General features: G+C 64.4%; 20 protein-coding genes. 10 read left to right on the top strand and 10 right to left on the bottom strand.

Features of this window, described 5'->3' with window-relative positions:
- The 6 genes from APH30_RS15895 to pvdM all read right to left on the bottom strand — a co-directional run.
- On the bottom strand, positions 1-366 hold a 366-nt coding region (locus tag APH30_RS15895; RefSeq protein ID WP_177333740.1), incomplete at its 3' end, for an STN domain-containing protein.
- Between the two features lie 242 nt (positions 367-608).
- Complete coding sequence (locus APH30_RS15900) at positions 609-2,258, bottom strand: cyclic peptide export ABC transporter (RefSeq protein ID WP_054913099.1); 1,650 nt, start codon at positions 2,256-2,258, stop codon at positions 609-611.
- Positions 2,259-2,274: 16 nt separating this feature from the next.
- A complete protein-coding gene (locus APH30_RS15905) occupies positions 2,275-3,609 on the bottom strand; it encodes a lysine N(6)-hydroxylase/L-ornithine N(5)-oxygenase family protein (RefSeq protein ID WP_054913100.1) in 1,335 nt (444 codons plus the stop codon).
- A gap of 116 nt (positions 3,610-3,725) precedes the next feature.
- Complete coding sequence (locus APH30_RS15910) at positions 3,726-4,586, bottom strand: formylglycine-generating enzyme family protein (RefSeq protein WP_054913101.1); 861 nt, start codon at positions 4,584-4,586, stop codon at positions 3,726-3,728.
- Between the two features lie 14 nt (positions 4,587-4,600).
- The gene (locus APH30_RS15915) at positions 4,601-5,872 is read right to left on the bottom strand and encodes an aminotransferase class V-fold PLP-dependent enzyme (RefSeq protein ID WP_054913102.1); all 1,272 of its coding nucleotides are present in this window, start codon (positions 5,870-5,872) and stop codon (positions 4,601-4,603) included.
- Positions 5,873-5,887: 15 nt separating this feature from the next.
- Positions 5,888-7,234, bottom strand: coding sequence for a pyoverdine-tailoring dipeptidase-like protein PvdM (gene pvdM, locus APH30_RS15920; protein WP_054913103.1), 1,347 nt, complete (start codon positions 7,232-7,234; stop codon positions 5,888-5,890).
- A gap of 220 nt (positions 7,235-7,454) precedes the next feature.
- Here pvdM and APH30_RS15925 point away from each other — a divergent pair, with 220 nt between their 5' ends.
- On the top strand, positions 7,455-9,083 hold the full coding sequence (locus tag APH30_RS15925; protein ID WP_054913104.1) for a twin-arginine translocation signal domain-containing protein: 1,629 nt from the start codon (positions 7,455-7,457) through the stop codon (positions 9,081-9,083).
- Positions 9,084-9,179: 96 nt separating this feature from the next.
- On the opposite strand, the gene APH30_RS15930 is transcribed toward APH30_RS15925, so the two are convergent.
- From APH30_RS15930 to APH30_RS15940, 3 genes are read right to left on the bottom strand one after another with little or no spacing between them, the layout of a single operon-like run.
- Positions 9,180-10,583, bottom strand: coding sequence for an efflux transporter outer membrane subunit (locus tag APH30_RS15930; RefSeq protein WP_054913105.1), 1,404 nt, complete (start codon positions 10,581-10,583; stop codon positions 9,180-9,182).
- 3 nt (positions 10,584-10,586) lie between these two features.
- Positions 10,587-12,551, bottom strand: coding sequence for a MacB family efflux pump subunit (locus APH30_RS15935; RefSeq protein ID WP_054913106.1), 1,965 nt, complete (start codon positions 12,549-12,551; stop codon positions 10,587-10,589).
- A complete protein-coding gene (locus tag APH30_RS15940) occupies positions 12,552-13,730 on the bottom strand; it encodes an efflux RND transporter periplasmic adaptor subunit (RefSeq protein ID WP_054913107.1) in 1,179 nt (392 codons plus the stop codon).
- Between the two features lie 228 nt (positions 13,731-13,958).
- Here APH30_RS15940 and APH30_RS15945 point away from each other — a divergent pair, with 228 nt between their 5' ends.
- The 3 genes from APH30_RS15945 to APH30_RS15955 all read left to right on the top strand — a co-directional run bounded on the left by APH30_RS15945 (position 13,959) and on the right by APH30_RS15955 (position 16,480).
- Complete coding sequence (locus APH30_RS15945; protein ID WP_054904869.1) at positions 13,959-14,435, top strand: sigma-70 family RNA polymerase sigma factor; 477 nt, start codon at positions 13,959-13,961, stop codon at positions 14,433-14,435.
- 167 nt (positions 14,436-14,602) lie between these two features.
- Positions 14,603-15,082 (top strand): response regulator, encoded by a 480-nt coding sequence (locus APH30_RS15950; RefSeq protein ID WP_054904870.1) that lies wholly within the window; start codon positions 14,603-14,605, stop codon positions 15,080-15,082.
- 72 nt (positions 15,083-15,154) lie between these two features.
- Positions 15,155-16,480 carry an MFS transporter gene (locus tag APH30_RS15955; RefSeq protein WP_009684727.1) on the top strand — a complete coding sequence of 442 codons (1,326 nt, stop codon included), beginning with the start codon at positions 15,155-15,157 and terminating at the stop codon, positions 16,478-16,480.
- Positions 16,481-16,538: 58 nt separating this feature from the next.
- On the opposite strand, the gene APH30_RS15960 is transcribed toward APH30_RS15955, so the two are convergent.
- Positions 16,539-18,221, bottom strand: coding sequence for an electron transfer flavoprotein-ubiquinone oxidoreductase (locus tag APH30_RS15960; RefSeq protein ID WP_082416189.1), 1,683 nt, complete (start codon positions 18,219-18,221; stop codon positions 16,539-16,541).
- Between the two features lie 532 nt (positions 18,222-18,753).
- Between APH30_RS15960 and APH30_RS15965 the strand changes: the two genes are divergently transcribed.
- From APH30_RS15965 to APH30_RS15990, 6 genes are all read left to right on the top strand, one after another.
- Entirely contained in the window at positions 18,754-19,503 is a 750-nt protein-coding gene (locus APH30_RS15965; protein ID WP_029886526.1) for an electron transfer flavoprotein subunit beta/FixA family protein, read from the top strand.
- Positions 19,504-20,433: an electron transfer flavoprotein subunit alpha/FixB family protein gene (locus tag APH30_RS15970; protein WP_009684724.1), complete on the top strand. Its 930-nt coding sequence runs from the start codon at positions 19,504-19,506 to the stop codon at positions 20,431-20,433.
- A 95-nt stretch (positions 20,434-20,528) separates the two neighbouring features.
- Positions 20,529-21,350, top strand: a complete 822-nt coding sequence (locus tag APH30_RS15975; protein ID WP_054913109.1) for an ABC transporter substrate-binding protein — start codon at positions 20,529-20,531, stop codon at positions 21,348-21,350.
- Positions 21,351-21,359: 9 nt separating this feature from the next.
- The gene (locus APH30_RS15980; protein ID WP_029886528.1) at positions 21,360-21,713 is read left to right on the top strand and encodes a DUF4398 domain-containing protein; all 354 of its coding nucleotides are present in this window, start codon (positions 21,360-21,362) and stop codon (positions 21,711-21,713) included.
- Entirely contained in the window at positions 21,710-22,522 is an 813-nt protein-coding gene (locus APH30_RS15985; RefSeq protein WP_009684721.1) for an OmpA family protein, read from the top strand. Before APH30_RS15980 ends, APH30_RS15985 begins: the two co-directional genes overlap by 4 nt.
- A gap of 196 nt (positions 22,523-22,718) precedes the next feature.
- Complete coding sequence (locus APH30_RS15990; RefSeq protein WP_009684720.1) at positions 22,719-24,161, top strand: PLP-dependent aminotransferase family protein; 1,443 nt, start codon at positions 22,719-22,721, stop codon at positions 24,159-24,161.
- Positions 24,162-24,182 lie beyond the last annotated feature (21 nt).

Below are 24,182 nucleotides of genomic sequence, written 5' to 3' on the forward strand. Positions count from 1 at the left end.
CTCGCCGGCACTGGGTGGCGGTACCAGCAGGATGGTGTGGCCGTCCACGCGGTAAGACAGGCCGCTGCCCTGGAGCATGCGCTGCAGCACCTCGTCGGTCGACAGCGAGCCGGATACCGGGCTGGACTTCAGACCTTGCACCAATTCCGGGCTGTAGAGGATCTGCATCTGCGTCTGCTGACCCAGTTGCTGCAGGGCGCTGGACAGCGGCTGGGCGGCGATGTTGACGGAGACCTGCTCGGCGTGGGCTGCGCTGCTCCCCAGCAGCATCAGGGCCAGCAGGGCACCCGGCAGTACCATACGGTTCGACTGCGATGGACGTACGGCGCGTGCCAGAAGGGTCGGGGACAGGTTCGGGCGGTGCATGGGTGAAAGGAACTCCTGAGGGATGTGGGCAGTTTTTCTTTTGGAATGTTCAGTAACTGATAATTAGACGCATCACGGATTGGAAACCGGAAAAAAGAATCAGCAATCTGTGCTTGGCGATTTATCTGATGAAAACGCCGCAGGGGGAATGCCATGGCGTCGGCTGTTCCCCCTTCCTTGCGGGCGGATCGCGGCGCCGTGCTCCGGACTGGCCAGGCCGTGCGCCACGCGCGTCGCAAGGGTCAGGCCGCGACGTGCTGGGTGACCACGCGACCGGCCTCCATGCGTACCAGCTGGTCGGCGATATCGAAGTAGCGATCATCGTGGGAGATCACGATGATGGTCTTGCCCAGGCGCTTGAGGTCGGGCAGCAGCTCGGTGTAGAAGATCCGGCGGAAGGTCGGGTCCTGGTCGGCCGCCCACTCGTCGAACACCAGCACCGGGCGATGCTCCAGCCAGGCATTGATCAGCGCCAGGCGCTTGCGTTGCCCGGTGGACAGGTCGGTGGTGGTGAACTTGCCGTCCTGGATGCTCACCTTGTGTGAGATTTCCAGGCGTTCCAGATACTGGTTGGCATCTTCGGGAATGCTCTGTTCACCCTGGATCACATCGTCGAACAGGTAGTAGTCGGCGAAGATCGTGGTGAACAGCTGGCGATACTGGTCCCTGTCGCTGGCATCGATGATCTTGTCATCCAGCGCGATATGCCCCTGTTGTGGTGCGTAGAGTCCCAGCAACAGCTTGATCAGCGTGGTCTTGCCACAGCCGTTCTCGCCGACAATGAAGACGATTTCGCCCTGTTCGATCCGCAGGTTGACCGGCCCAAGCCGGAAGGGCGCGGCATCGCCCACCGCAGGGAAGGCGTAGCTCACCTCGACCAGTTCCAGGCTGCGCACCTTGGCCTTGGCAGCCGGTGCGTCGGTCAGTAGCAGGTGCGGCTCGGGTGAGGAAAACTGCCGGGAAAGATCGGCGATGCGCTGGAAGGCGATGCCGGCGCGGCCGACGATGGGCAGCGTACCGATCAGGTGCTCCAGCGGGCCTTTCATGTACAGCAGCACCAGAACGAAGCCACTGATGACCGCTTTGTCCTGCCCTGGGCCGGCACCGTGCATCAGCAGTGCGATGCCAATGACCACGAAGAACAGCATGGAGCCGAAGGTCTTGGCGATCACGAAGGTGTTGATTGCGCGGATCTGGGTCTTGCAGATGAAATCCGCGGTGGCCTGGATGCCATGCACGAACATGCGGTGGCGACGTGGGCGGTGGATGCGCAGTTCCTTGGCGCCACCGGCCACGGCGTTGTACTGGCGTTGCAGGTCGTCCTCGGCGTCGCGGGCGGCCATGAAGCCACGCACGCCGACCGATTGCGCGAGGTACTGGGCGCTCGTGCCCACGGCGATGGCCGCCAGCATCAGCAGGAACATCGGCCACGACAGCATGGCCAGGTAGCCCAGGCAGCCCAAGGTCACCGTCAGCGAGATCGCCAGCGGCGCGAAGGCGAAGGCGAAGTCGCTGATGGTGTCGACATCATGGGTCAGTACCGGAATCAGACGGTGGCTGCGAAAGCGCTCGATCTGCTCGATCGGCGCGGCGAGCACCTTCTCCCCCAGGGTCTTACGCAGGCGGGCGATGATGTGCTGGCCGACGTAGTTGGTACCGATATCCGACAGGATCGTGCTCACCAGTGCCAGCAGGCACAACCCGGCAAAGCCCAGGATCAGGCTGTGCCCCAGGTCGCCCTCGGCGTGCAGCGCGCCGTTGATGGTGGCCAACAGCGTGGTCACGCTCAGGCCCCCGATCATGCCGAGGAAGATGGACAGGGTGACGATCGGCCAGAATGGCTTGAGCAGGGCCAGCAATTCACGCAGGGCCCCGCGGTTGGAAGTGCTCATCGGCTGGTTCCCGTCCTCAGGCGCAGGTCTGGCGCAGGCTGGCTGGCGCGTTGCTGGCCTGCTTGCCCAGATGCTGGTAGAGCGACTGGCCGATCTCCGCCGCACGTGCCGGCAATACCGACAGCAGCGTGTCGCTGAGGCCGTGGGAGGCTTCGCAGAACCCTTGCAGGTAGACGTTGGCGCCGAACTCGGAGTGGGCCAGCGCGCGGTAGTCGCGGTCTACCTCGAAGTCCTTCAGGTGCTGCTGCAGGGGTGCCAGCAATTCGCGGTGCGAGCGGCGTTCGTAGCCGGTGGCGAGGATCACCGCGTCGTAGCGGTGGGTCTGGCGCACATCGGTGGCCAGGTCGCGCAAGGTCAGCTCGATGCCTGCGGCGGTTTCCACCACATCTTCGATGGTGCGGCGGCACAGCACGGCGTGGCGGTGCAGGTGCGCGACCTTCTGGCGGTAAAGGATGCCGTAGATGCGCTCGAGCAGGTCAACGTCGACTACCGAGTAGTTGGTGTTGTGGTATTCGCTGACCAGCTTCTCGCGCTCGGCGTGGGGCTGGTTGAACACCAGGTCGGTGTACTCGGGGGCGAAGATCTCGTTGACGAACGGGCTGTCGTCGGCCGGCTTGAGGGCCGAGGCGCGCAGGATCATGTCGACCTTGACCGATGGATAGCTGTCATTGAGATCGATGAAGGCCTCGGCGGCGCTCTGCCCGGAGCCGACCACGGCGATGCGCATCGGCTTGCCTTCGTTGCAAGGCAGCTGCTGCAGTGCGCTCAGGTACTGGGAGTGGTGGAATACCCGCGGGTCGTTCCTGAAGGCGCGGAAGGCGTCGGGGATCTTCGGCGTGCCGCCGCTGCCGACCACCACCGAGCGGGCACGGCGTTGGGTTTCACGGCCCTGCAGGTCGCGGGAGACGATGCGCAGGTGGTCGACCTTGCCCTCGCGCAGCTCAGGTTCGATGCGCAACACTTCCTCGCCGTACACCGCCTGGGTGGCAAAGTGCTCGGCGGCCCAGCGCAGGTAGTCGTTGTACTCCAGGCGGCAGGGGTAAAAGGTGCCCAGGTTGATGAAATCGGCCAGGCGCTGCTTCTGGTGCAGGTAGTTCACGAAGCTGTAGGGGCTGGTAGGGTTGCGCAGCGAAACCAGGTCCTTGAGGAAGGAGATCTGCAACTCACTCTGGGTGGCCAGGGTGTTGCCGTGCCAGCGGTAGTCGGTCTGCTTGTCGATGAACAGGGCGTCGAGAGCATGGCCGTTGGTCTCGGCGAGCTCTTCCAGGGCGATGGCCAGGGCCAGGTTGGAAGGGCCGAAGCCGACGCCGATCAGGTCGTGGATTTTTTCGGGGGAAGAGGTCTGGCTCATGGTTGCGGTTCCTTGGATGGTCGAGTGGGGGCGCCGCTGAAGGGCGCCCCGTGTCCTGCGCAAGTACACCGATAGGAACGAGCCTGCTGGCAGAGAATTTACCGCCGCCTGGCGCTTTACAGCTCGCGGGCCACGCGGAATCCGATCCAGTCGCCACGGTCGTCGCGCACGGTGGTGTTGCGGTTGCCCGAACGCGAGAAGATCGGTGCCTCGCCCCAGTCGTTGCCGCGGATCGAGATCTGCCGGCAGCCGGCTTCCTTCCAGGCGCTGCCGTCGGCCGGCGCGCCGACATAGCTGTCGTGGTAACAGTCGGCGACCCACTCGTAGACGTTGCCGTGCATGTCGTAGACCCCGAAGGCATTGGCCGGGAAACTGCCCACCGGTGAGCTGTAGCTGAAGCCGTCCTTGGGGCCGTAGACGTTGGCGTTCTTGCTGATCTCGAGATTGGCGTCCGGCTCGAACGGGAACATGCCGGTACTGCCGCCGCGTGCGGCGTATTCGCGCTGGGCTTCGCTGACCATGGCGTAGTGCTTGCCGGTTTTCTTCGACAGCCAGGCCACATAGTGCTCGATGTCTTGGTAGCTCATGCACACCGCCGGCTGGCGAGGGCCTTGCTGGTAGCTGGGCTTGCTATTGGTGCAGCGCCGCCCGGGGCGATCGTCGCCGTCGGCGATGACGATGCCGGTGGCCTTCTGGTAGGCGGCCCATTCAGCGGCAGTGATCTGGAAGCGGCTGATGGCGAACGGCCTGGCGAAGGTGACCGGGTGCTGCGGACCTTCGTCGTCCTGGCGGCCCATCTCGTCGGGCGGGGTGCCCATGGTAAAGGTACCGGCGGGCAGCACGACCATTTCCGGGCAGGCCTTGTCGCAGTCGCGGAACACTGTGCCGGGCTTGTCCGACGGCTGCGCGGCCAGGGCCGGCAGGCTGCAGGCGGCCAGCACGGCGGCCAGGGTGAGGCGGTGCAGGGGTGCGCTCATGGAAGATGCCTTGTTCAAAGTTGCTGGGTAATGAGGGACATGACCCGGTCTATCTGCTGCTCGTCGTTGAGCAGGCTTGGGGCCAGGCGGATCACCGGGCCGACGTCGCGGTCTACGGCGTCGCACATCACCTTGTTGGTGGTGAGGTGCGCGGCCACGGCGTCGGCGTCACGATCCTTGATGCGCAAGAAGGTGAACCCGGCGGAGAACTGTTCGCTGCGCGGGGTCACCAGCTGGATCTGGCGGTGTTCGAGCAGGCGCTGTTTGAGCAGGCTGTTGAGCTGGTGTATACGCTGCTGCACCTCGGCCTTGCCCAGTTGCAGGTGCAGCTTGAAGGCCTCGCTTGTGGCCCAGCGGTGCTCGAAGGCGTGGTAGCCGCCCGGGGTCATGATGGTGGCGAAGTCCTCATCGCGGGAGAAGGTGGCGACGCTGGGCACCAGGTGCTGCATGCCGGTGGAGGCAGCGCAGATGATCCCGGTGCCGCGCGGGCCGAACATCCACTTGTGCGTACCGGCGATGAAGTAGTCGCAGTTGAAGTCGGCGAAGCGGGCGTTCTCCACGCCGAAGCCATGCACGCCGTCGACCACGTACAGGATGCGCTCGGCTTCGCTGCGCTCGCGGTTGTGCCGGCGCACCAGTTCACCGATCTCGCCCACCGGCAGCTTGACCCCGCTGCCAGAGTGCACCCAGGTCATGCCCAGCACCCGGGTGTTGGGTTTGATGGCCTTGTCGAGGGTGCTCAGTACCTGGTCGGTGGAGACCGTCCATGGGTCGTCGAACAGGCGGATCTGGCGCACCGCGGTGCCCTGGCGCTGGTTGCGGAACTCCAGCGCCTTCTGCGCGCAATAGTGTTCGTGCTCGGTAATCAGCACTTCCTGCCCGGCGCCGACTTTGAGGCCGCCATAGATCATCGCCAGGCCTTCGGTGGTGCTGCCGGTCAGGGCGATCTGGCGCGGGCCGACCTCCAGGTAGCGCGCGGCCCACTCGCGTACTTCATCTTCGCGCTGCCATTCGTACTGGCTTTCCCAATCCATCAGCGCAGCTGGGTTGCGATCCAGGTCGGTGCGGTGGCGGTCGATGGCTTCCTGTACCGGGCGCGGATGGGCGGTGACCAGGAAGTTGGCGAAATGCGCAATCTGCGGGTCGAGTGGAAACAGCTCGCGCAGGTTGCGCCACTTGTCGGGGCCGGCCAACGGCTTGGCGGGCTGGGCCAGGGCCTGGGGTAACAGTGGCAGGCTTGCGGCCAGCAGCCCGGCCTGTTTGAGGAAAGTGCGGCGGTTACTCATGTGTGTCGGCCTTGTTCAGCGATTGGCGACGGGGCGGGCAGTTTTCTGCACCTGTTCCCAGACGCGCAGGAAGTTGCCTGCCCAGAGCTTCGCGATGTCCGTTTCGCTGTAGCCTCGGGTCAGCAGTTCGGCGGTGACGTTGCGGATTTCGCTGACGTCATTCCAGCCGTCCAGGCCGCCGCCATCGTTGAAGTCAGAGCTGATGCCGACATGGTCGATGCCGACTTTCTTCACCGTATAGTCGATGGCGTCGACGTACTGCGCGAGGGTAGCCTTGGGTTCTTCTTCCAGCGTGCTGTACAGCGCGCTGGCGTATTCGCCGAAACGCGCTTCCGGCCAGATGGCGATCACCGCATCGCCCGGCATCAGCGCGTTGGCCAGGCCCTGCAGGGGTTGCAGGTCGAAGCGCGCGCGCAGGGCGTCGAGTTTTTCAATCACCGGCTTGCTCAGGGGCTTGAGGTACTGGCCGAAGCCGACCACCTGGATGACACCGCCGCTGTCCTTGATCAACTGCATCTCCTTGTCGGAGAGGTTGCGCGGGATGTCTACCAGCGCCCGGGGCGCGGAGTGCGAGGCCACCATGGGCGCGCGGCTGAGGCGGGCGACATCTTCAAGCGCCAGGGTGGACATCTGCGATACGTCGATGATCACGCCCAGATCGTTGAGGCGCTTGACCGCCTGCTCACCCAGCGGCGACAGGCCACCGAGGGCGTCGGCGGTGTCGTTGAAGAACGGCAGTGGGCGCGAGGAGTCGGCCCAGTCGTTGTTGCCCGTGTAGCTGAAGCCGAACATGCGCACGCCGCGCGCAGCCCACAAGTCCAGCTGCGACAGGTCGTGGCCCAGTGGGTAGGCGTTGAGCATGCTGATGAAGATGGCGAACTTGCCTTCGCCATTGAGCCGGCGGAAGTCGTCGGGTGTGTAGGCGATGCCGACCTGGTTGGGGAAGTCACGGACCATCCCGCTGATGATCTTGTAGCGGGCTTCCTGTTCCTGCCGGGCGGCATCGACGAAACCGGGGGTAGGGCGGTGCGGGGCGTTTGGGCCGTTCCAGATTTCCGGCCAGCCGAAGATGGTCAGCGCCGCACCGGACAGGCGGCCCCGGTTGGCCTTGACCAGGTCGAACTGGCCCGGGCCGTCCTTGTCGATTTCCTGGCCGGCGCTGCCCAGTTCGAGGGGCACGGTGACATGGCTGTCGAACGACAGCATGTGCTCGTGCAGGTCGTTGGCTTGTTGCACGATTTTCAGCGGATAGCCGGCGTGCTGCTGTTGCCAGAAGAAATAGCCGGCGACACCCCCCAGGGCGGCCACCAGGGCCAGGGGTAGGCCAATGTAAAGGGCCTTGCGGGAACGGGTCTTGGTCATTGCCATCTCGTTGCACGGTTGATCGGGGCGGCCTGCCGACGCACAACGTGCTGCTTGGGCAGGGCTTGGGTATCAGGTGAACGAGCGACCGCCGGGCAAATTTATCGCCGGCTTCGAACCAGGCCGAGCCAGGCCTGGCATTAAATTTCGCCGAAGAAGCAACGTTTTAGCCTTGGACGGGCCGTGCTCCACGGCCGCAATGAATGCTCAGGTAGTTGCAATGACGATTTCTCGACGCGGGTTCATCGCCGGTGTGGCATTGGCAGGCGTGGCGGTGCCCGGCGCGATGTATGCGCAGCATGTGCAGCGCCAGCGGTTCGACGAGCAGTTTCCGGAAACCCCCGGTGAGGCGGTGGTGGAACTGGCCGATGCGGCGCTGCAGCAATTGGGCGACACCTTGCGGGGGATCTGGCGTTTTACACTGCAAGGGAAAGATGCCGGGCTGCCCGGCCTGCCTGAGGGTGAACTGGAAATGTTTCTCGATGTTGCCCCAAGTGGCCGCGGCCTGCGTGGTTACCTGGACACGCCCGAGCGTCTGCGGGGTGCCGAGGCGCCGCGTTATCGGGTAGTCGGTGACCTGCTGACCGATGCGAACAGGACCTTGCGTTGGCGGCTGTTTTCTACCGTGCCGGGGGAAGGGCAGGCTGACTACCAATGCACGGTGGTACTCGACGAAGTCTGGGGTGAGTTCGGCAATGCCGGGCAGGCCACCCTGAACGGGCGCATCGCTGCGCTGGGGCGTTCGTTGACCCTACCCGTGCAGGACAACACTTTTGTTGCGCTCAAGCGCAGTTTCCCCGAGGCTCGCGAGCGCACGCCTCTGTCCCCGGCCTTGCTGGCCTGGCTGATTGCGCCGGAGCACCGCCTGTTCCACCAATTGTGGCATGCCTCGCGTGATAAGTGGCACAACCTCGACAAGGACAAGCAGGCGGCCCTGCGCGGCTTGGGCTGGCAGCCCGGGCCGCGCGACCGTGAGCGTGACGCCCGTGGCCGGCACAAGGATCGCAATGGCTCGGGCGAGGACTTTTTCTTCATGCACCGGCACATGCTGCGTGCTGCCCGGGTCATTCAGGACCTGCCGTCGTGGGCGCGTTTCCCGCTGCCGCAGCCAGAGCTCGAACGCGACCGGGTCGGCTTTGCCAGCTATTTCGACAACCATGACGGTACGGCCTTGCCACCCACCTGGCTGGCTGCGGACGATGCGGCGTATACCCAGTGGGTGCGCGATATCAAGACGCCGGATACTTTCCACGGTAACTTCCAGGTCTGGGAGTCGAGGTACACCGACCCGCATTACCTGAGTACGCTCACCCTTGCGCAGTTCGGTTCGGAGATGGAACTGGGCCTGCACGATTGGTTGCACATGCGCTGGGCCTCGGTGCCGCGCGACCCGTCCAGCGGCTTGCCGGTGCCGTTCGCGCGCCAGCCGGAGGACTTTGCCGCACGCTGGTTCGAGGCGGAAAACGACTTCCTTGGCGACCCGTTTTCATCCCATGTAAACCCGGTGTTCTGGCACTTCCATGGCTGGATCGATGACCGCATCGAGGACTGGTTCCGCGCCCACGAGCGTGTGCATCCCGGCCAGGTGCGGCGCGCCGAGGTCAACGGTGTGCCGTGGTTCGCGCCTGGGCGCTGGGTAGAGGTATCCGACCCATGGCTGGGGCCGGATACCCATGGCTGTTCGACTGTGCCGGGGCTGCGGCCGGGGCGCAGTGTGGAGATGGACCCAGAGACCATGAAGCTGGCGCTGCGTATCATCTTCGCCGATGACGACCTGTTTGCCAGCTTGCGGCCGAAGGTGCCGCAGCGGCCCTGGTACGCACGCAACCTGAAACTGGCGAAGCGCTGACACCGCGCTGATCCTGGGCCGCGTCGCGCTTACGAATCGAGTTCTCTGCGCGACAGCGCAGCCCGTAGGGCTGTGTGATCTCCCACAGGGAATGCATCAGCGCTCGACCTGCCAGCCACCTCCCAGGGCCTTGTACAACGCCACGCTGCCCTGCAGCCGAGCCAGGTGCAGTTGCGCCTGCTGGTCCTGGGCAACATACAACGTGCGCTGGGTTTCCAGCACCGTCAGCAGCGTTTCGGCGCCGGCGCTGTAGCGCTGCTGTGCCAGGGCGAAGGCGGTGCGTGCTTCCTGTACCTCCTGGTCCTGCCATTGCCGCTGGCGGTCTACGCCATGGATCGCATTGAGCGCTTTTTCCACGTCGGCGAAACCTGCCAGGATTGCGGCGCGGTAATCGTGCAGCAGCTCTTCCTGTTCGGCACTGGCCAGTTCGCGCTTGGCGCGCAGGCGGCCGTTGTTGAAGATGGGGGTGGCAATGCCGGCAGTGAGGGTATAGAAGGGGCTGTCGAGGATATCGGCGAAGGTCCGTGCCCCGCTACCCAGGTCTGCTCCCAGGGTCAGCTTGGGCAGCATGGCGGCCCTGGCCACTTGTACGTTGGCGCTGGCGGCGGCCAGCCGGGCCTCGGCGGCGGCAATGTCGGGGCGTCGGCCGAGCAGGTCGCTGGGCACCCCGCTGCCGATCGCCGGCCAGCGCAGGGTAGCGATCGATTCGTGGGTGTTCGGTAATGCCTGCACCGGATCACCGAGCAAGGTGGCAAGGGTTATCCGGTTGTTCTGCCATTGCTGCTCCAGCAGGGGTACCTGGCGCTCCTGGGCCGCCACCAGGCTGCGTTGCTGCGCCAGCTCCAGTCGCGTGGTCGAGCCAGAACGCTGGCGTGCCTCGACCAGGCCCAGCACGTCCCGGGCGTTTTTGAGGTTCAGCCGGGCGATGCGCAGCTGCTCCTGCAGCGCCAGGCCCTGCAGGTAGCTATCGGCGACAGCGCTGATCAGCGTCAGCTCCACCGTCTGGCGATCGAAGCGGCTGGCGTCCAGGCCATGCAGGGCGCTGTCGCGGGCGGCGCGGATGCCGCCCCAGAAATCGACCTCGTAGCTGGCGCTCAAGCGCGTGCCGAATGAGGTGCTGGTGCGCTCGCTGCTGCTGGCGTCGAGTTGGTCGTTGCCGTCGCCGCGCAAGAGGCGCTGGCGGCTGCCGTCCACTCCGAGCGTCAGCTCCGGCAGCCGCGCAGCGCCGGCGATCACAGCCTGCGCCTGGGCCTGGCGCACCCGTGCCGCGGCGGCGGCCAGGTCGTGGCTGTTGTGCCGGGCGCGTTCGACCAGGCGGTCCAGTTCGCCGCTGGAGAAGGCTTGCCACCAGTGAGCATCCGGCAGGGCCTGGCTGGAGGCGTCGGCTCGGGATTGCCAGGTTGGCGGCTCGGTAACGCCGGCCTCGGGGGCGGGCGGTGTGCTGCAGGCGGCCAGGGCCAGGCTGAGGGTCAACAGGCTGATGCGGCTTGGCAATGTCATGGGCTATACGCTGGTAAGGGCTTTGACCGGATCAAGGCGCGCAGCCTTGCGGGCCGGCATGAAACCGAACACCACGCCGGTGATGACGGCGCAGGTGAAGGCGCCGAGAATGGCGGGCAGGGCGAATGCCACGGCGATGTCGGCGAGCATCAGGCCGCCACCGATGCACAGTGCCAGCACGATACCCGTCACCCCGCCGACCATCGACAGCATCACCGCCTCGCTGAGGAACTGACGCAGGATATCGCGCTGGCGGGCGCCGGTGGCCATGCGGATACCAATCTCGCGGGTACGTTCGCGCACGGTCATGAGCATGATGTTCATCACGCCGATACCGCCGACCAGCAGGGAAATGGCGGCGATGGCACCGAGCATCAGCGACAGGCTGTTCTGCGTGCGCGCCTCGGCCTGGATCAGCGCGGCGTCGTTGGTCAGTTCGAAGTCCTGCTTGTCCTGGTGGCGCTGGCGCATCAGGTGGGCGATTGCCCGCTCGGTTTCGCTCACCCGGCTCGAATCGGCTGCGGCGATGATCACGTATTCCGGGTCTTGCTTGCCGAACAGGCGTACGGACGCGGCGGAGTAGGGCACCACGATGCGCTCGTCGCTGTCCTGGTCGCCGGAGCTGGCACCTTTGCCGGCGAGCAGGCCGACCACCTGGAAGGGCACGTTGCCGATCAGCAGGTACTGGCCCAGCGGATCGCTGCCAGGCTCCATGAGCTTGTCCCGGACCTTCTGGCCGATCACCGCGACGGCGGCGGCAGCCCGTTCGTCAGCTTCGGTGAAAAAGTTGCCTTCGACCACTGGCCAGTTGAGGATCTCGGAAAACTGGGTGTTATTGCCGCCGACATAGAACTGCTGGTTGTTGTTGCCGTGGCGCACGGTCAACTGGTCGCCGATCACCGGCATGATGCGCTGGACCTGCGGTAACTGGGCGATGGCGGCGACATCGTCCAGCGTGACGATGCCGGCCGGTTCGCGCAGCGTGGCGTGGCGGCCACTGAGGTAGAGGATGTTCGAGCCGAACGCAGCCATCTGGGCCATGACCTGGCGCTTGCTGCCTTCGCCGACAGCCAGCATCACTACCACCGAGGCCACGCCGATGACGATGCCGAGCAGGGTCAGGGCGGTGCGGAAGCGGTTGATCCACATGACCCGCCAGGCCGCTTGCAGGGCCTCGAGCAACTCGCCCTTCCAGGCCCCGCGCAAGGTGGCGCCGCGGTCCAGGCGCTGGCGCAGGTCGTCGGCCTGCAGGCCTGGGTGCGCCGCGTCGAGGGGCCGGTCGGCCGCCGAGTCGCTGATCACCAGGCCGTCGCGAATTTCGATCACCCGTCGCGCCCGGGCCGCCACTTCACGGTCGTGGGTGATGAGGATGATCACATGGCCCTGGCTGGCCAGTTCGTCTAGCAGGGCCATGACTTCGGCGCCGCTGTGGCTGTCCAGGGCGCCGGTGGGTTCGTCGGCGAGGATGATGTGGCCGCCGTTCATCAAGGCGCGGGCGATCGACACCCGCTGCTGCTGGCCGCCAGACAACTGGTGCGGGCGGTTGCCCGTGCGGCTGGCCAGGCCAAGGCGTTCGAGCAGGGCCGAAGCGCGGGCATGGCGCTCGGCGGCCGGGGTACCGGCATAAATGGCCGGCATCTCGACGTTTTCCTGGGCCGAGCCGGAGGGGATCAGGTGGTAGCCCTGGAATACGAAGCCGAAGGCTTCGCGCCGCAGCCAGGCCAGTTCGTCACTGTCCAGCTCGGCAACATCCTTGCCGGCGAAGCGGAAGCTGCCGTTGGTCGGGCGATCGAGGCAGCCAAGTATGTTCATCAGGGTCGACTTGCCCGAGCCGGAGGCACCGACGATGGCGACGAACTCGCCGGGGTGGATGCTCAGGCTGATGCCGCGTAGCACTTCCACCTTCGGCGAGTCGATGCCGCCGTAGTGCTTGCGGATGTCAGTGAGTTCGATCAAGGGCGCTGTCATTCAACCTCCGCTGGCGGCTGGGGCGCCGATGACCAGTTGCTCGCCTTCGGCAAGGCCGTCGAGTATCTGCACGCGCAAGCGATCGCTCAGGCCGGTGCGCACCTTGCGCTGTTCGATCTTGCCGTCGCGGGTGACCACCTGGGCCAGGCGCACGCCTTCGTCGCCGGCACCATCCAGGGCTGCCAGTGGCGCCGTGAGCACTTGGCTGGCCTGGCCGGCGACGAAGAACACCTGGGTGGTCATCTCGGCCATCAGGGCGCCATCGGGGTTTTCCACATCGAGCAGCACGGTGTATTGCACCACTTGGGCGCCGGTGGTGCCGGCGATGGCACTGGCGGGGCTGCCACCGCCCTGGCTGGCCTGGTCCAGCGGCTTGGGCGGGATCGGCAGGATCTGCCGCACGGTGCTGGTCCAGCGGCGCTTGCCGCCGGCCAGGGTGGTGAAGTAGGCGGTCATGCCGGGCTTGACCTTGCCGATGTCGGCTTCGGACACCTGCGCCCACACGGTCATTGGCGAGAGCTTGGCTATGCGCAGGATCAACGGGGTTTGTTGCTGGGCATTGAGGGTTTGCCCTTCGCGGGCATCGACTGCCACCACCGTGCCGTTCATTGGTGCGTAGATTCGGGTGTACCCCAGCTCGGCTTCATCGCTGCGCAGGTTGGCCTGGGCCTGGCGGATTTGCGCCTGAAACATGTCGATGCGGGCCTGGGTGACCTTCAGCTGGGCGTCAGCCGTTTGCACGTCTTCGTCACGGGTGGCGCCGGCGGCGGCCAGCTCGCGCTGGCGCTTGAGCTGTTGCTGGGCCAGTTGGTACTGCGCGCGCTGCTCTGCCAGCTGAGCCTTGAGGTTGTCGATCGAATAGCGCCCGGCATCCAGCCGGGCCTGCTGGGTGGAGGGGTCGATTTCGACCAGCAGCTGACCTTTGCGCACAGTGTCGCCGACCTCGACGTGCAGCTTGTGGATCTGCCCGGACGCCTGTGCGCCAACATCCACATAACGCCGTGGTTGCAGGGTACCCAGTGCTGTGACGCTGCTTTCGATATCGGCACGGGTGACCGCGACCGTGCTGACTGGCTGAGCCCCGAAGGGCAGGGCTTTCCAGGCCACCAGGCTGCCCAGGCCCAGCAGGCCCAGGCCTACGAGCAGGGCGCGACGGCGGGTGTTGGTTGAACGTGTCATGCAGGCTTCCAGCCAGGAGTGATGGCCACGCGCAGCCCGATTGCGGCGCGCACTGAGGTCCCAGATAGACGAAGGTCAGCCGGGCGGATTTAGCCTTTGTCTCGGGCAGGTTCCTTTGTTGCTGAGAATAATTATAATTTGTAAGATCGCAACTTGATATCACTCGGTCCCGCGTTGGTGTCTGGAGGGGTTCCGGCAAAAACTGGCAGGGCGGTCTCAGGTAACGTCGTGGAACATTACTATCGCGAACTGGTGGGTTTCCTTTCCGCGCGCCTGGGCAATCGTCAGGCCGCCGAGGACGTGGCGCACGATGCTTATCTGCGGGTGCTGGAACGCACCCACGCCGAGCGCATCGAGCACCCGCGTGCCTTCCTCTATCGTACCGCGCTCAACCTGGTGGTCGACCGCCACCGCCGCCACCGGGTGCGCCAGGCGGAGCCGCTGGAGGTGCTCGACAGCGACGAGCGCTGGCATACCCCGGCGCCGGCGCACGACATGCAGCACGACCAGCGCCTGGCGCTGATGCAACGTGCGCTGGATGAGTTGAGCAAGGTCTGCCGCGAGTGCTTCCTGCTGCGCAAGCTCGAAGGCTTGTCTCATCAGCAAATCGCCGAGCACCTGGGCATCTCGCGCAGCCTGGTGGAAAAGCACATCGTCAACGCCATGAAGCATTGCCGGGTGCGCATGCGCGAGTGGGAGTGCTGATTGCCGGGCTCAAGGAAAATGCAAATTCTGTCAGCCAGTCACTTGATTTATGCGGTTTTCCCGACTTCTCTCAAATAAGACCACTGCCAGGCAGGGCCCTGGCAATAGCCGTTAGCGGCGCAGTATGGTCGTGGAACGCTCCCATTACCTACTGCCCAGGTCCGACCATGGCAAACAAGACCCTGCGCATCCTCATCGCCGACGCCCACCCGTGCCAGCGCTTGCAGTTGGAGCGGTTGCTCAACGGCCTGGGCTATTACCGGATTGCCCCGGTGGAGAGCTTTGAAGAGCTGCAGCGCCTGGTGCAGTGCGCCTTGCAGCCCTTCAACCTGCTGCTGGGCAATATCGAGCTGGCCAGCCACGCTGGGGTCGACCTGGCGCGGTTCTGTCGCGTCAGCACGCAGATCCAGCACGCGCTGCTTTACCACTCCAGCCAGTTGAAAGTGCCCGCAGTGCCGCCGGCCGAGCGCCAGGCGGTAAGCTTGAGCCTGCCCCAGGCCCCCGATATCGAGGCACTGGAAACATTCATGGCGATCATCGACACCCCGGTGCTGGTCGGCCAGTTGCCGCTGCCGGATACCCTGGCCGGCAACAGAGCCAGGCCACGGCTGCGGGCCAATTTTGCGCACACGGTGTTCAACCGCTGACGGCGCATAGCGCAGGGCAACCGGGCAGGCATTTGTTATGCTCTTGCCCTTTGCCGATCTGCGGACCCTGCCATGACTGCCATCGATACCGCTCGCCCGCCCCGGTTCAGCCGCGGCGACCACCGGACCCTGGGCCTGGCGGCGCTGGGCGGCGCGCTGGAAATCTACGATTTCATCATTTTCGTGTTCTTCGCGCTGACCCTCAGCCAGCTGTTCTTCCCGCCGGAAATGCCGGAGTGGTTGCGCCTGCTGCAAAGCTTCGGGATTTTCGTCACCGGTTACCTGGCGCGGCCGCTGGGCGGCATCGTCATGGCTCACTTCGCCGACCACCTGGGCCGCAAGCGGGTGTTCAGCCTGAGCATTTTGATGATGGCGCTGCCGTGCCTGCTGATCGGGGTAATGCCGACCTATGCCGAGATTGGTTACGCCGCGCCGCTGATCTTGCTGGCGTTGCGCATATTGCAGGGGGCTGCGGTCGGCGGCGAGGTACCCAGTGCCTGGACATTCGTTGCCGAACACGCACCGCCGGGGCGGCGGGGGTATGCCCTGGGTTTCCTGCAGGCCGGGTTGACCTTTGGCTATTTGCTGGGGGCACTGACCGCGACGCTGTTGGCTCAGGCTTTCAGCGCCGAGGAAATTCTCGATTACGCCTGGCGTTACCCGTTCCTGCTCGGGGGCGTGTTTGGCGTGATCGGGGTGTGGTTGCGCCGTTGGCTGAGTGAAACGCCGGTATTTCTGGCCCTGCGCGAGCGCAAGGAGCAGCCGGTGAAATTCCCGTTGCGCCAGGTGCTGGGCGCGCATCGTGGGGCGTTGATTCCGGCTGCGCTCCTGACCTGCGTGCTGACCTCGGCGGTGGTCGTGCTGGTGGTGATTACGCCGACGGTCATGCAGCAGCGCTTCGGCATGTCTGCCGCGCACACGTTCGCGCTGAGCAGCGTAGGCATCGTCTTTCTCAACATCGGTTGTGTGCTTGCCGGCCTGCTGGTCGACCGCCTGGGCGCCTGGCGGGCGTTGATGATCTACAGCGCGCTGCTGCCGCTGGGCATCGCTGCGTTGTATGCGAGCCTGGTGGGGCAGTGGGGCATGACGTGGCTGGCTTACGCGTTGGCCGGGCTCTGCTGTGGGGTGGTGGGTGTGGTGCCGTCGGTCATGGTCGGGCTGTTTCCGGCACAGATCCGGGTATCGGGTATTTCCTTCACCTACAACGTGGCCTACGCCTTGTGGGCCAGCACTACGCCCCTGGCGTTGATAGCCTTGATGCCGTGGAGCCCATGGGTGTGCGTTGGCTTCTGTCTGGTCATGGGCGCGGTGGGGCTGCTCACTGCCCGCTACTTTGGCCGCCGGCAACCTTCCGCGTTCGCGGCGGAGCCGATGCCGATCATGTGCGTCGACAAATGAACGAAAAAAGCCCCCGGGCCGCGAGGCCAGGGGGCTTTATCTTGCTGCAGGGGCGGGCTTACATGTTCGGGTAGTTCGGCCCGCCAGCGCCTTCAGGGGTGACCCAGGTGATGTTCTGGGCCGGGTCCTTGATATCGCAGGTCTTGCAGTGCACGCAGTTCTGCGCGTTGATCTGGAAGCGCTTGTTGCCGTCTTCCTGGGTGACCACTTCGTACACGCCGGCCGGGCAGTAACGCTGGGCGGGCTCGTCGTACAGCGGCAGGTTGCTGGCGATCGGGATGCTCGGGTCGGTCAGCTTCAGGTGGCAGGGTTGTTCCTCTTCATGGTTGGTGCTGGAGAGGAATACCGAGCTGAGCTTGTCGAAGCTGAGCTTGCCGTCCGGTTTCGGGTAGTCGATTTTCTGCGAGTCGGCCGCCAGCATCAGGCAGGCGTAGTCCGGCTTGGTGTCGTGCAGGGTAAACGGCAGCTTGCCGCCAAACCAGTTCTGGTCGACATAGTTGAAAGCCCCCCCCAGCAGCGGGCCGAACTTGTGCAGTGCCGGGCCGAAGTTGCGGCTGGCGAACAGCTCTTCGTACAGCCAGCTGGCCTTGAACGCGCTGACGTAGCCGTCGAGCAGGTCGCCACCTTCACGCCCGGCAGCCAGGGCGTCAGCCACCGCTTCGGCGGCCAGCATGCCGGACTTCATCGCGGTATGGCTGCCCTTGATCTTCGAGAAGTTCAGGGTGCCGAGGTCGCAACCGATCAGCGCGCCGCCGTTGAAGACCATCTTCGGCAGCGAGTTCAGGCCGCCCTTGCAGATGGCGCGGGCGCCGTAGCTGATGCGCTTGCCACCTTCGAGGTATTGGCTCATCACCGGGTGGTGCTTGAGGCGCTGGAATTCGTCGAAGGGCGACAGGTACGGGTTGGCATAGGACAGGTCGACGATCAGGCCGACCACCACCTGGTTGTTTTCCAGGTGGTAAAGGAACGAGCCACCGGTGTTGTCCTTGGCCATCACGTCCAGCGGCCAGCCAGCGGTATGCACCACCAGGCCTTGCTCGTGCTTGGCCGGGTCGATTTCCCAGATTTCCTTCAGGCCGATGCCGTAATGCTGCACGTCGGCTTCGCTGTCGAGGTTGAAGCGCTTGATCAGCTGCTTGCCGATATGGCCACGGCAGCCTTCGGCGAACAGGGTGTACTTGGCGCGCAGTTCCATGCCGGGGGTATACAGGCCGTCCTTTGGCTTGCCTTCGCGGTCGACACCCAGGTCGCCGGTGACAATGCCGCGGACCACGCCGTTTTCATCGAACAGGGCTTCCTGGGCGGCGAAGCCGGGGTAGATTTCCACGCCCAGGTTCTCGGCCTGCTGGGCCAGCCAGCGGCACAGGTTGCCCAGCGAAATGATGTAGTTGCCCTGGTTGTGCATGGTCTTGGGCACGAACAGGTCGGGCACTTTGGTCGAGCTGCCGGCGTCTTTGAGCACGTAGATATCGTCGCGCTTCACTTCGGTGTTCAGTGGCGCGCCCAGTGCCTTCCAGTCGGGGAACAGCTCGTTCAGCGCGCGGGGCTCGAACACCGCACCGGAGAGGATGTGAGCACCGACTTCGGAGCCTTTTTCCACCACGCAGACGCTGATTTCGCTACCGGTTTCGGCGGCCTTCTGCTTCAGGCGGCAGGCGGCGGACAGGCCCGCCGGGCCGGCGCCGACGATGACCACGTCGAATTCCATGTATTCGCGTTCCACAGGTTCTCTCCTACTCATCAAGGCTCGTGCTGTTGCTGGGTCTTATGGGTGCATGCGCGCAGTGGCTCGTCACGGGAGCGAAACTGTAGCTGCGCAACTGACGGACTACACCGTTTTGTCTTGGCCGCGCATTATATCTACACCACTTGGCGGGTCCAATACAAACGTTTGTTTGAATTTGCCGCAGGCCAGTAAAATCACAGGAGTACGGCTGGAGGGTGACCGATTTGCCGTATTGACCGGATTGGGTGTTACGGTCAAGATACGAGCGGTTTTACGTTCGCCGTAGGCTTGCAGCCGGGCGCAGGTACACCTCTAAAGACCAGGTGTGGAGCAGGGTTTTGCGGGCTTAGGCCGGTTTGTAGTGGAGTTTACACGCCACGACAGGAAATGACCCGTGAGTATTTGTCGCAATGGTCCGAACAAGACTGTTCGGTCACTGTGAAGATGCCGCTTCCCGGTACGTTTTTAGAGGTGCCCTTGTACCCACGCGCATCGCAGGGCTTTGCCCCAGGCGACTATCTATTCACCGGAGAGTAACGAGGAATCCATGAAGGTTCTTGTAGCTGTCAAACGAGTGGTCGACTACAACGTCAAGGTTCGCGTCAAAGCGGACAACTCCGGCGTCGACCTTGCTAACGTCAAGATGTCCATGAACCCCTTCTGCGAAATCGCCGTGGAAGAAGCCGTACGCCTGAAAGAGAAGGGCGTTGCCAGCGAGATCGTGGTCGTTTCGGTCGGCCCGACCACTGCCCAGGAACAACTGCGCACCGCCCTGGCCCTGGGCGCCGACCGCGCCATACTGGTCGAAGCCGCCGATGAACTGAACTCCCTGGCCGTGGCCAAGGCGCTCAAGGCCGTTGTCGACAAGGAGCAGCCACAGCTGATCATCCTCGGCAAACAAGCCATCGACAGCGACAACAACCAGACCGGCCAGATGCTGGCTGCGCTGACCGGCTACGCCCAGGGCACCTTCGCCTCCAAGGTGGAAGTGGCCGGCGACAAGCTGAATGTCACCCGTGAAATCGACGGTGGCCTGCAGACGGTTGCCCTGAACCTGCCTGCGATCGTCACCACCGACCTGCGCCTGAACGAGCCACGCTACGCGTCGCTGCCGAACATCATGAAGGCCAAGAAAAAGCCGCTGGAAACCCTTGCGCCAGACGCGCTGGGCGTTTCCCTCGCCTCCACCAACAAAACCGTGAAAGTTGAAGCCCCGGCTGCCCGCAGCGCGGGTATCAAGGTCAAGTCGGTGGCCGAACTGGTCGAGAAGCTGAAGAACGAAGCGAAGGTAATCTAAATGACTATCCTGGTTGTCGCTGAATACGAAAACGGTGCCGTAGCCCCGGCCACCCTGAACACCGTTGCCGCTGCTGCCAAGATCGGTGGCGATGTGCATGTACTGGTCGCTGGCCAGAACATTGGCGGCGTTGCCGAAGCCGCTGCCAAGATCGCTGGCGTGGCCAAGGTCCTGGTTGCCGATAACGCAGCTTATGCCCACGTGCTGCCTGAGAACGTGGCGCCGCTGATCGTCGAGCTGGCCAAGGGTTACAGCCACGTGCTGGCCCCGGCCACCACCAATGGCAAGAACGTCCTGCCGCGGGTTGCTGCGCTGCTGGACGTCGACCAGATCTCCGAGATCATCTCGGTCGAGTCCGCCGACACCTTCAAGCGCCCGATCTACGCCGGTAACGCCATTGCCACCGTGCAATCGAGCGCGGCCATCAAGGTGATCACCGTGCGTACCACCGGCTTTGACGCCGTGGCCGCCGAAGGCGGTTCGGCTGCCATCGAGGCGGTCGGTGCCGCGCACGATGCCGGTATCTCGGCGTTCGTTGGCGAAGAGTTGGCCAAGTCCGACCGCCCAGAGTTGACCGCCGCCAAAATCGTCGTTTCCGGCGGCCGTGGCATGGGTAACGGTGACAACTTCAGCCACCTGTACAGCCTGGCCGACAAGCTCGGTGCTGCTGTGGGTGCCTCGCGCGCCGCCGTCGACGCCGGCTTCGTGCCCAACGACATGCAGGTCGGCCAGACCGGCAAGATCGTCGCGCCGCAGCTGTACATCGCCGTGGGCATTTCCGGTGCGATCCAGCACCTGGCCGGCATGAAGGACTCCAAGGTGATCGTTGCGATCAACAAGGACGAAGAAGCGCCGATCTTCCAGGTGGCTGACTACGGGCTGGTCGCGGACCTGTTCGAAGCGGTGCCAGAGCTGGAAAAGCTGGTCTGATCCGCCTGCTTCACTTATAAAGAACCCGGCCCCGTTACAGGGGCCGGGTTTTTTTATGGCCGGTTACGGGTCAATCGCGATACAAGGAGTGAGCAATGGTGCTGCGTAAAGCAGGCAGGGTGCTGGCATGCATGGCGGTCTTGGTTGCGCCACCGGCCATGGCGGCAGGCAAGTGCGAACGCCTGGTAGCAACCGGCAGCCCTGATGCGCCGCCCTATTCGTGGCAGGACCCGAAAGACCCGCAGCACCTGATCGGTGCCAACGTCGACCTGCTGCGTCAGGTGGCTGGCGAGCTGGGGGTGAAGGTGGAGGTGCTCAGTGCCGGGCGTCGCGAACAGGCACTGCAAGAGGTTCGCAGCGGCCGCATGGACCTGCTGATCGACACGCCGATGCAGGTGGAGCAACTGACTGCGCTGGACTATATCCACCCCCCGTTGCAGTTGAACGAGTACCTGGTGTGGACGCGACACGATGCGCAACTGACCTTCGATGGCCCGGCCGACCTGGCCCGCTACCAGGGTAGTTTGTCCGAACGTGCGCGCCTGACGCCGGCCTTTACTGCGTTCGCCAAGGCGCAGCTCAAGCTGGTGCCCGCGCAGAACCTTACTCAAGCGTTCCAGAAGCTGGTGCTCGGCCAGGTGGACTACGTGCTTGCCGGCCGCTATGCCGGTATGGCCATGGCCCAGAGCCTGGGCATGAGCAATGACCTGATTGCGCGGGGTTTGCCGGTCGACCGCCCAGGCTTGTACCTGGCGCTGTCGCACAATTCCGCGTGCAATGACAGTTGGTTGCGTGGGCAATTGGCGAAAAAACTGACAGAATTGCCGATCTCCGGTGCATCCGAAGCGGTACTGCAACGTAATGTCGAGCGCTGGAAAGCGCAGTTGCAGGTGCCGGCGGACGCCCCCAAACACTAGGAAGATTGCGTGAGAACCCAACCACTGATCCTTGCCCTGGCCGTGCTTGGCCTGGCGGGCTGCGCCAATGACCCGGCCCCTAACGAGCAGATGCGTATTTCCGAACAGGCGCTGGAGCAGGCCAGGGCCGTCGGTGCAACCGACCAGGTCGAATCGCTGAAACTGGCCGAAGACAAGCTGGCGCGGGCCAGGACCAACATGCTGACCGAAGACTACCGCGATGCGCGCATGCGCGCCGAGCAGGCGGAACTGGACGCGCGTTTTGCCGAGGCCCAGGTGCTGAACCAGAAGAGTGAAGAGCAGTTGCAGTTGTTGCAGTCGCGGGTGCAGCGCCTGCGCAAGCAGCTGGAGGTGCAGCCATGAACCGTCACGCACCCTTCGCCGTACTGGCAGTGCTGGCCCTGGCGGCAGGCCTGCAGGGTTGCGCCAGCCAGCGCAGCAGCGCGGCGCTTGAGCAAGCCAGCGCCGCCTTCCAGAAGGTCAAGGACGATTCCGACGTGCTGCGCAGCGCGCCGCGTGACGTGATTCGCGCAGGCGAGTCGCTGGCGCGCGCCGAGCGCTTGTCCAGCTACATCGGCACCGGCTCAGATGTGCGCCATTACGCTTACCTCAGCCAGCGTTACAGCGAGATTGCCGGTGAGCATGCCAAGCTGGCGCTGAACCAGGAGCGCCAAGCCAAGCTGGACCTGGAGCGCCAGCGTTTGCAGCTGGCTTTGCGCGAGGCCAAGCTGGCCAGCGTGCAGCAGCAAGGCAAATGGGTCGAGGCGCAAATTGCCGCGCTGGCCTCGGAGCAAGCCGACCGCGGCCTGGTAATGACCTTGGGTGACGTGCTGTTCGACACCGGCAGTGCCAACCTGAAAAACACCGCCAGCCGAACCGTGCTCAAGCTGGTGCAGTTCCTGCAGCTCAACCCACACCGGGTGGTACGCATCGAGGGCTATACCGACAGCACGGGTACGCCTGAAGAAAACCTCAAGCTGTCGCACGACCGGGCTCAGTCCGTTGCCGACATGCTGGTGGACCTTGGTGTCGACGAAAAGCGCCTGCAGGTCGAAGGCTACGGCGACCAGTACCCGATCGAGGCCAATGCCTCGGAGCGGGGCCGGGCGCAGAACCGCCGGGTCGAGATTGTGTTTTCCGACGACAAGGGCAGGCTCGCGCCGGCGCGTTGAGCGTGAGTGTTCGGCTCGGTGCGGTCGGCGCCGATCAGATCGCGCGCCGCCCGCGCGGCGCTGGATCTCACAGGCGCTGAAGATGCAGTGGCGGCCCAACCATCTGTCCCGGTACACTTCTTGACTGTTACGGTATCCTCTACTGTCAGTGAGTCGCACAAGAACAACGAGCCCGTCCGCGCGTCGAGATCCCGCCATGACCAACCTGCTGCTGTACCAGCGTATCGCCCAGCAACTGGCCGATGACATTCGTCGCGGCGTCTACCAGCCAGGCGAGCGGGTACCCTCCGTACGCAAGATGAGCGCCCAGCTCAACGTCAGCCATGCCACGGTGCTGCAGGCCTACGCCAACCTCGAAGACCAGGGCCTGATCCGTGCGCGGCCGCAGTCCGGCTACTATGTGCACCAGACCCCGGCCCTGACCGCTCCGACCCCGGATATCGCCAGGGTCGAGCGCCCAGGCCTGGTCACACGTGCCAGCATCATCCAGCAGGTATTGACCGAGGCCCGCCGCGACGGTGTGTTCCCGTTCGGTGCTGCCGTGCCGCATGTGGATTATCTGCCCGTGCGCGCGCTGCACCAGCAAATCGCCAAGGTGACACGCTTCCACAGCCCGCGCGCCTTCAGCTACATGTTCAGCCCAGGGTTCGAGCCGCTGCGCCGGCAAATTGCCATTCGCATGCGCGATGCCGGTGTGATCGTCGACCCGCGTGAGGTGATCGTGACCCACGGCTGTGTCGATGCCCTGCAGATGTCGTTACGGGTGCTGACCCGCCCCGGGGACCTGATCGCCGCCGAGTCGCCGACCTATTACGGTTTGCTGCAACTGGCGGACCTGCTGGGTTTGAAAGTGATCGAGATCCCCAGCGACCCGTCCACGGGGATCAGCCTCGAAGCCTTGCAACTGGCGGCAAACCAGTGGTCGATCAAGGCCTTGGTGTTGACTGCGCGGCTGAGCAATCCGCTGGGCGGTACGGTGCCGGAAGAGCGGCAAAAGCAGCTGCTGCGCCTGGCGTCGGACTTCGATATCCAGATCATCGAGGACGACATCTATGGCGAATTGATGTTCGAGCAGGGCAAGAGCAAGGCACTGAAAGCCTTCGATCGCCTGGACCGGGTGATCTACTGTTCGAGCTTCTCCAAAACCTTGTCTCCCGGGGTGAGGGTTGGCTGGATGATCGCCGGGCGTTACCAGGACGAGATACAGCGCCTGCAAACTTTCACCACCCATTCAGCCTGCAGTGTGACCCAGATGGGCGTGGCAGCGTACCTGGAGAATGGCGGCTACGACCGGCAACTGCGCTATATCCGCCAGGAGTACCGCAAGAATCTCAGTGCCTACCAGCTGGCGGTGCAGCAGCACTTCCCCGAAGGTACCCAGATGACCCGGCCTACCGGGGGGTTCATCCTCTGGGTGAGCCTGCCTGGGCGGGTGAATACGCAAGAGCTGCATGTGCGTGCGTTGGAGCAGGGCATCAGTATTGCCCCGGGGTTGATATTCAGTAACACGGAACAGTTCAACCACTGCATCCGCCTCAACTGCGGTATTCCGTGGAACAAGGAGGCAGAGCGGGCGGTCATGACCTTGGGCTTGCTGGCACAGCAGCTGTGCCGCGAACCTGCGCTCACACTTTTGTGAGGCTTGCCAGCAGCCCGCGGA

The sequence above is a fragment of the Pseudomonas sp. NBRC 111127 genome (assembly GCF_001320345.1).
Taxonomy (GTDB): domain Bacteria; phylum Pseudomonadota; class Gammaproteobacteria; order Pseudomonadales; family Pseudomonadaceae; genus Aquipseudomonas; species Aquipseudomonas juntendi.

Coding starts and splice junctions, on each gene's coding strand:
- APH30_RS15900 (WP_054913099.1), bottom strand. CDS start 2,258: ATGAGCACTTCCAACCGCGGGGCCCTGCGTGAATTGCTGGCCCTGCTC.
- APH30_RS15905 (WP_054913100.1), bottom strand. CDS start 3,609: ATGAGCCAGACCTCTTCCCCCGAAAAAATCCACGACCTGATCGGCGTC.
- APH30_RS15910 (WP_054913101.1), bottom strand. CDS start 4,586: ATGAGCGCACCCCTGCACCGCCTCACCCTGGCCGCCGTGCTGGCCGCC.
- APH30_RS15915 (WP_054913102.1), bottom strand. CDS start 5,872: ATGAGTAACCGCCGCACTTTCCTCAAACAGGCCGGGCTGCTGGCCGCA.
- pvdM (WP_054913103.1), bottom strand. CDS start 7,234: ATGACCAAGACCCGTTCCCGCAAGGCCCTTTACATTGGCCTACCCCTG.
- APH30_RS15925 (WP_054913104.1), top strand. CDS start 7,455: ATGACGATTTCTCGACGCGGGTTCATCGCCGGTGTGGCATTGGCAGGC.
- APH30_RS15930 (WP_054913105.1), bottom strand. CDS start 10,583: ATGACATTGCCAAGCCGCATCAGCCTGTTGACCCTCAGCCTGGCCCTG.
- APH30_RS15935 (WP_054913106.1), bottom strand. CDS start 12,551: ATGACAGCGCCCTTGATCGAACTCACTGACATCCGCAAGCACTACGGC.
- APH30_RS15940 (WP_054913107.1), bottom strand. CDS start 13,730: ATGACACGTTCAACCAACACCCGCCGTCGCGCCCTGCTCGTAGGCCTG.
- APH30_RS15950 (WP_054904870.1), top strand. CDS start 14,603: ATGGCAAACAAGACCCTGCGCATCCTCATCGCCGACGCCCACCCGTGC.
- APH30_RS15955 (WP_009684727.1), top strand. CDS start 15,155: ATGACTGCCATCGATACCGCTCGCCCGCCCCGGTTCAGCCGCGGCGAC.
- APH30_RS15960 (WP_082416189.1), bottom strand. CDS start 18,221: ATGAGTAGGAGAGAACCTGTGGAACGCGAATACATGGAATTCGACGTG.
- APH30_RS15965 (WP_029886526.1), top strand. CDS start 18,754: ATGAAGGTTCTTGTAGCTGTCAAACGAGTGGTCGACTACAACGTCAAG.
- APH30_RS15970 (WP_009684724.1), top strand. CDS start 19,504: ATGACTATCCTGGTTGTCGCTGAATACGAAAACGGTGCCGTAGCCCCG.
- APH30_RS15975 (WP_054913109.1), top strand. CDS start 20,529: ATGGTGCTGCGTAAAGCAGGCAGGGTGCTGGCATGCATGGCGGTCTTG.
- APH30_RS15985 (WP_009684721.1), top strand. CDS start 21,710: ATGAACCGTCACGCACCCTTCGCCGTACTGGCAGTGCTGGCCCTGGCG.
- APH30_RS15990 (WP_009684720.1), top strand. CDS start 22,719: ATGACCAACCTGCTGCTGTACCAGCGTATCGCCCAGCAACTGGCCGAT.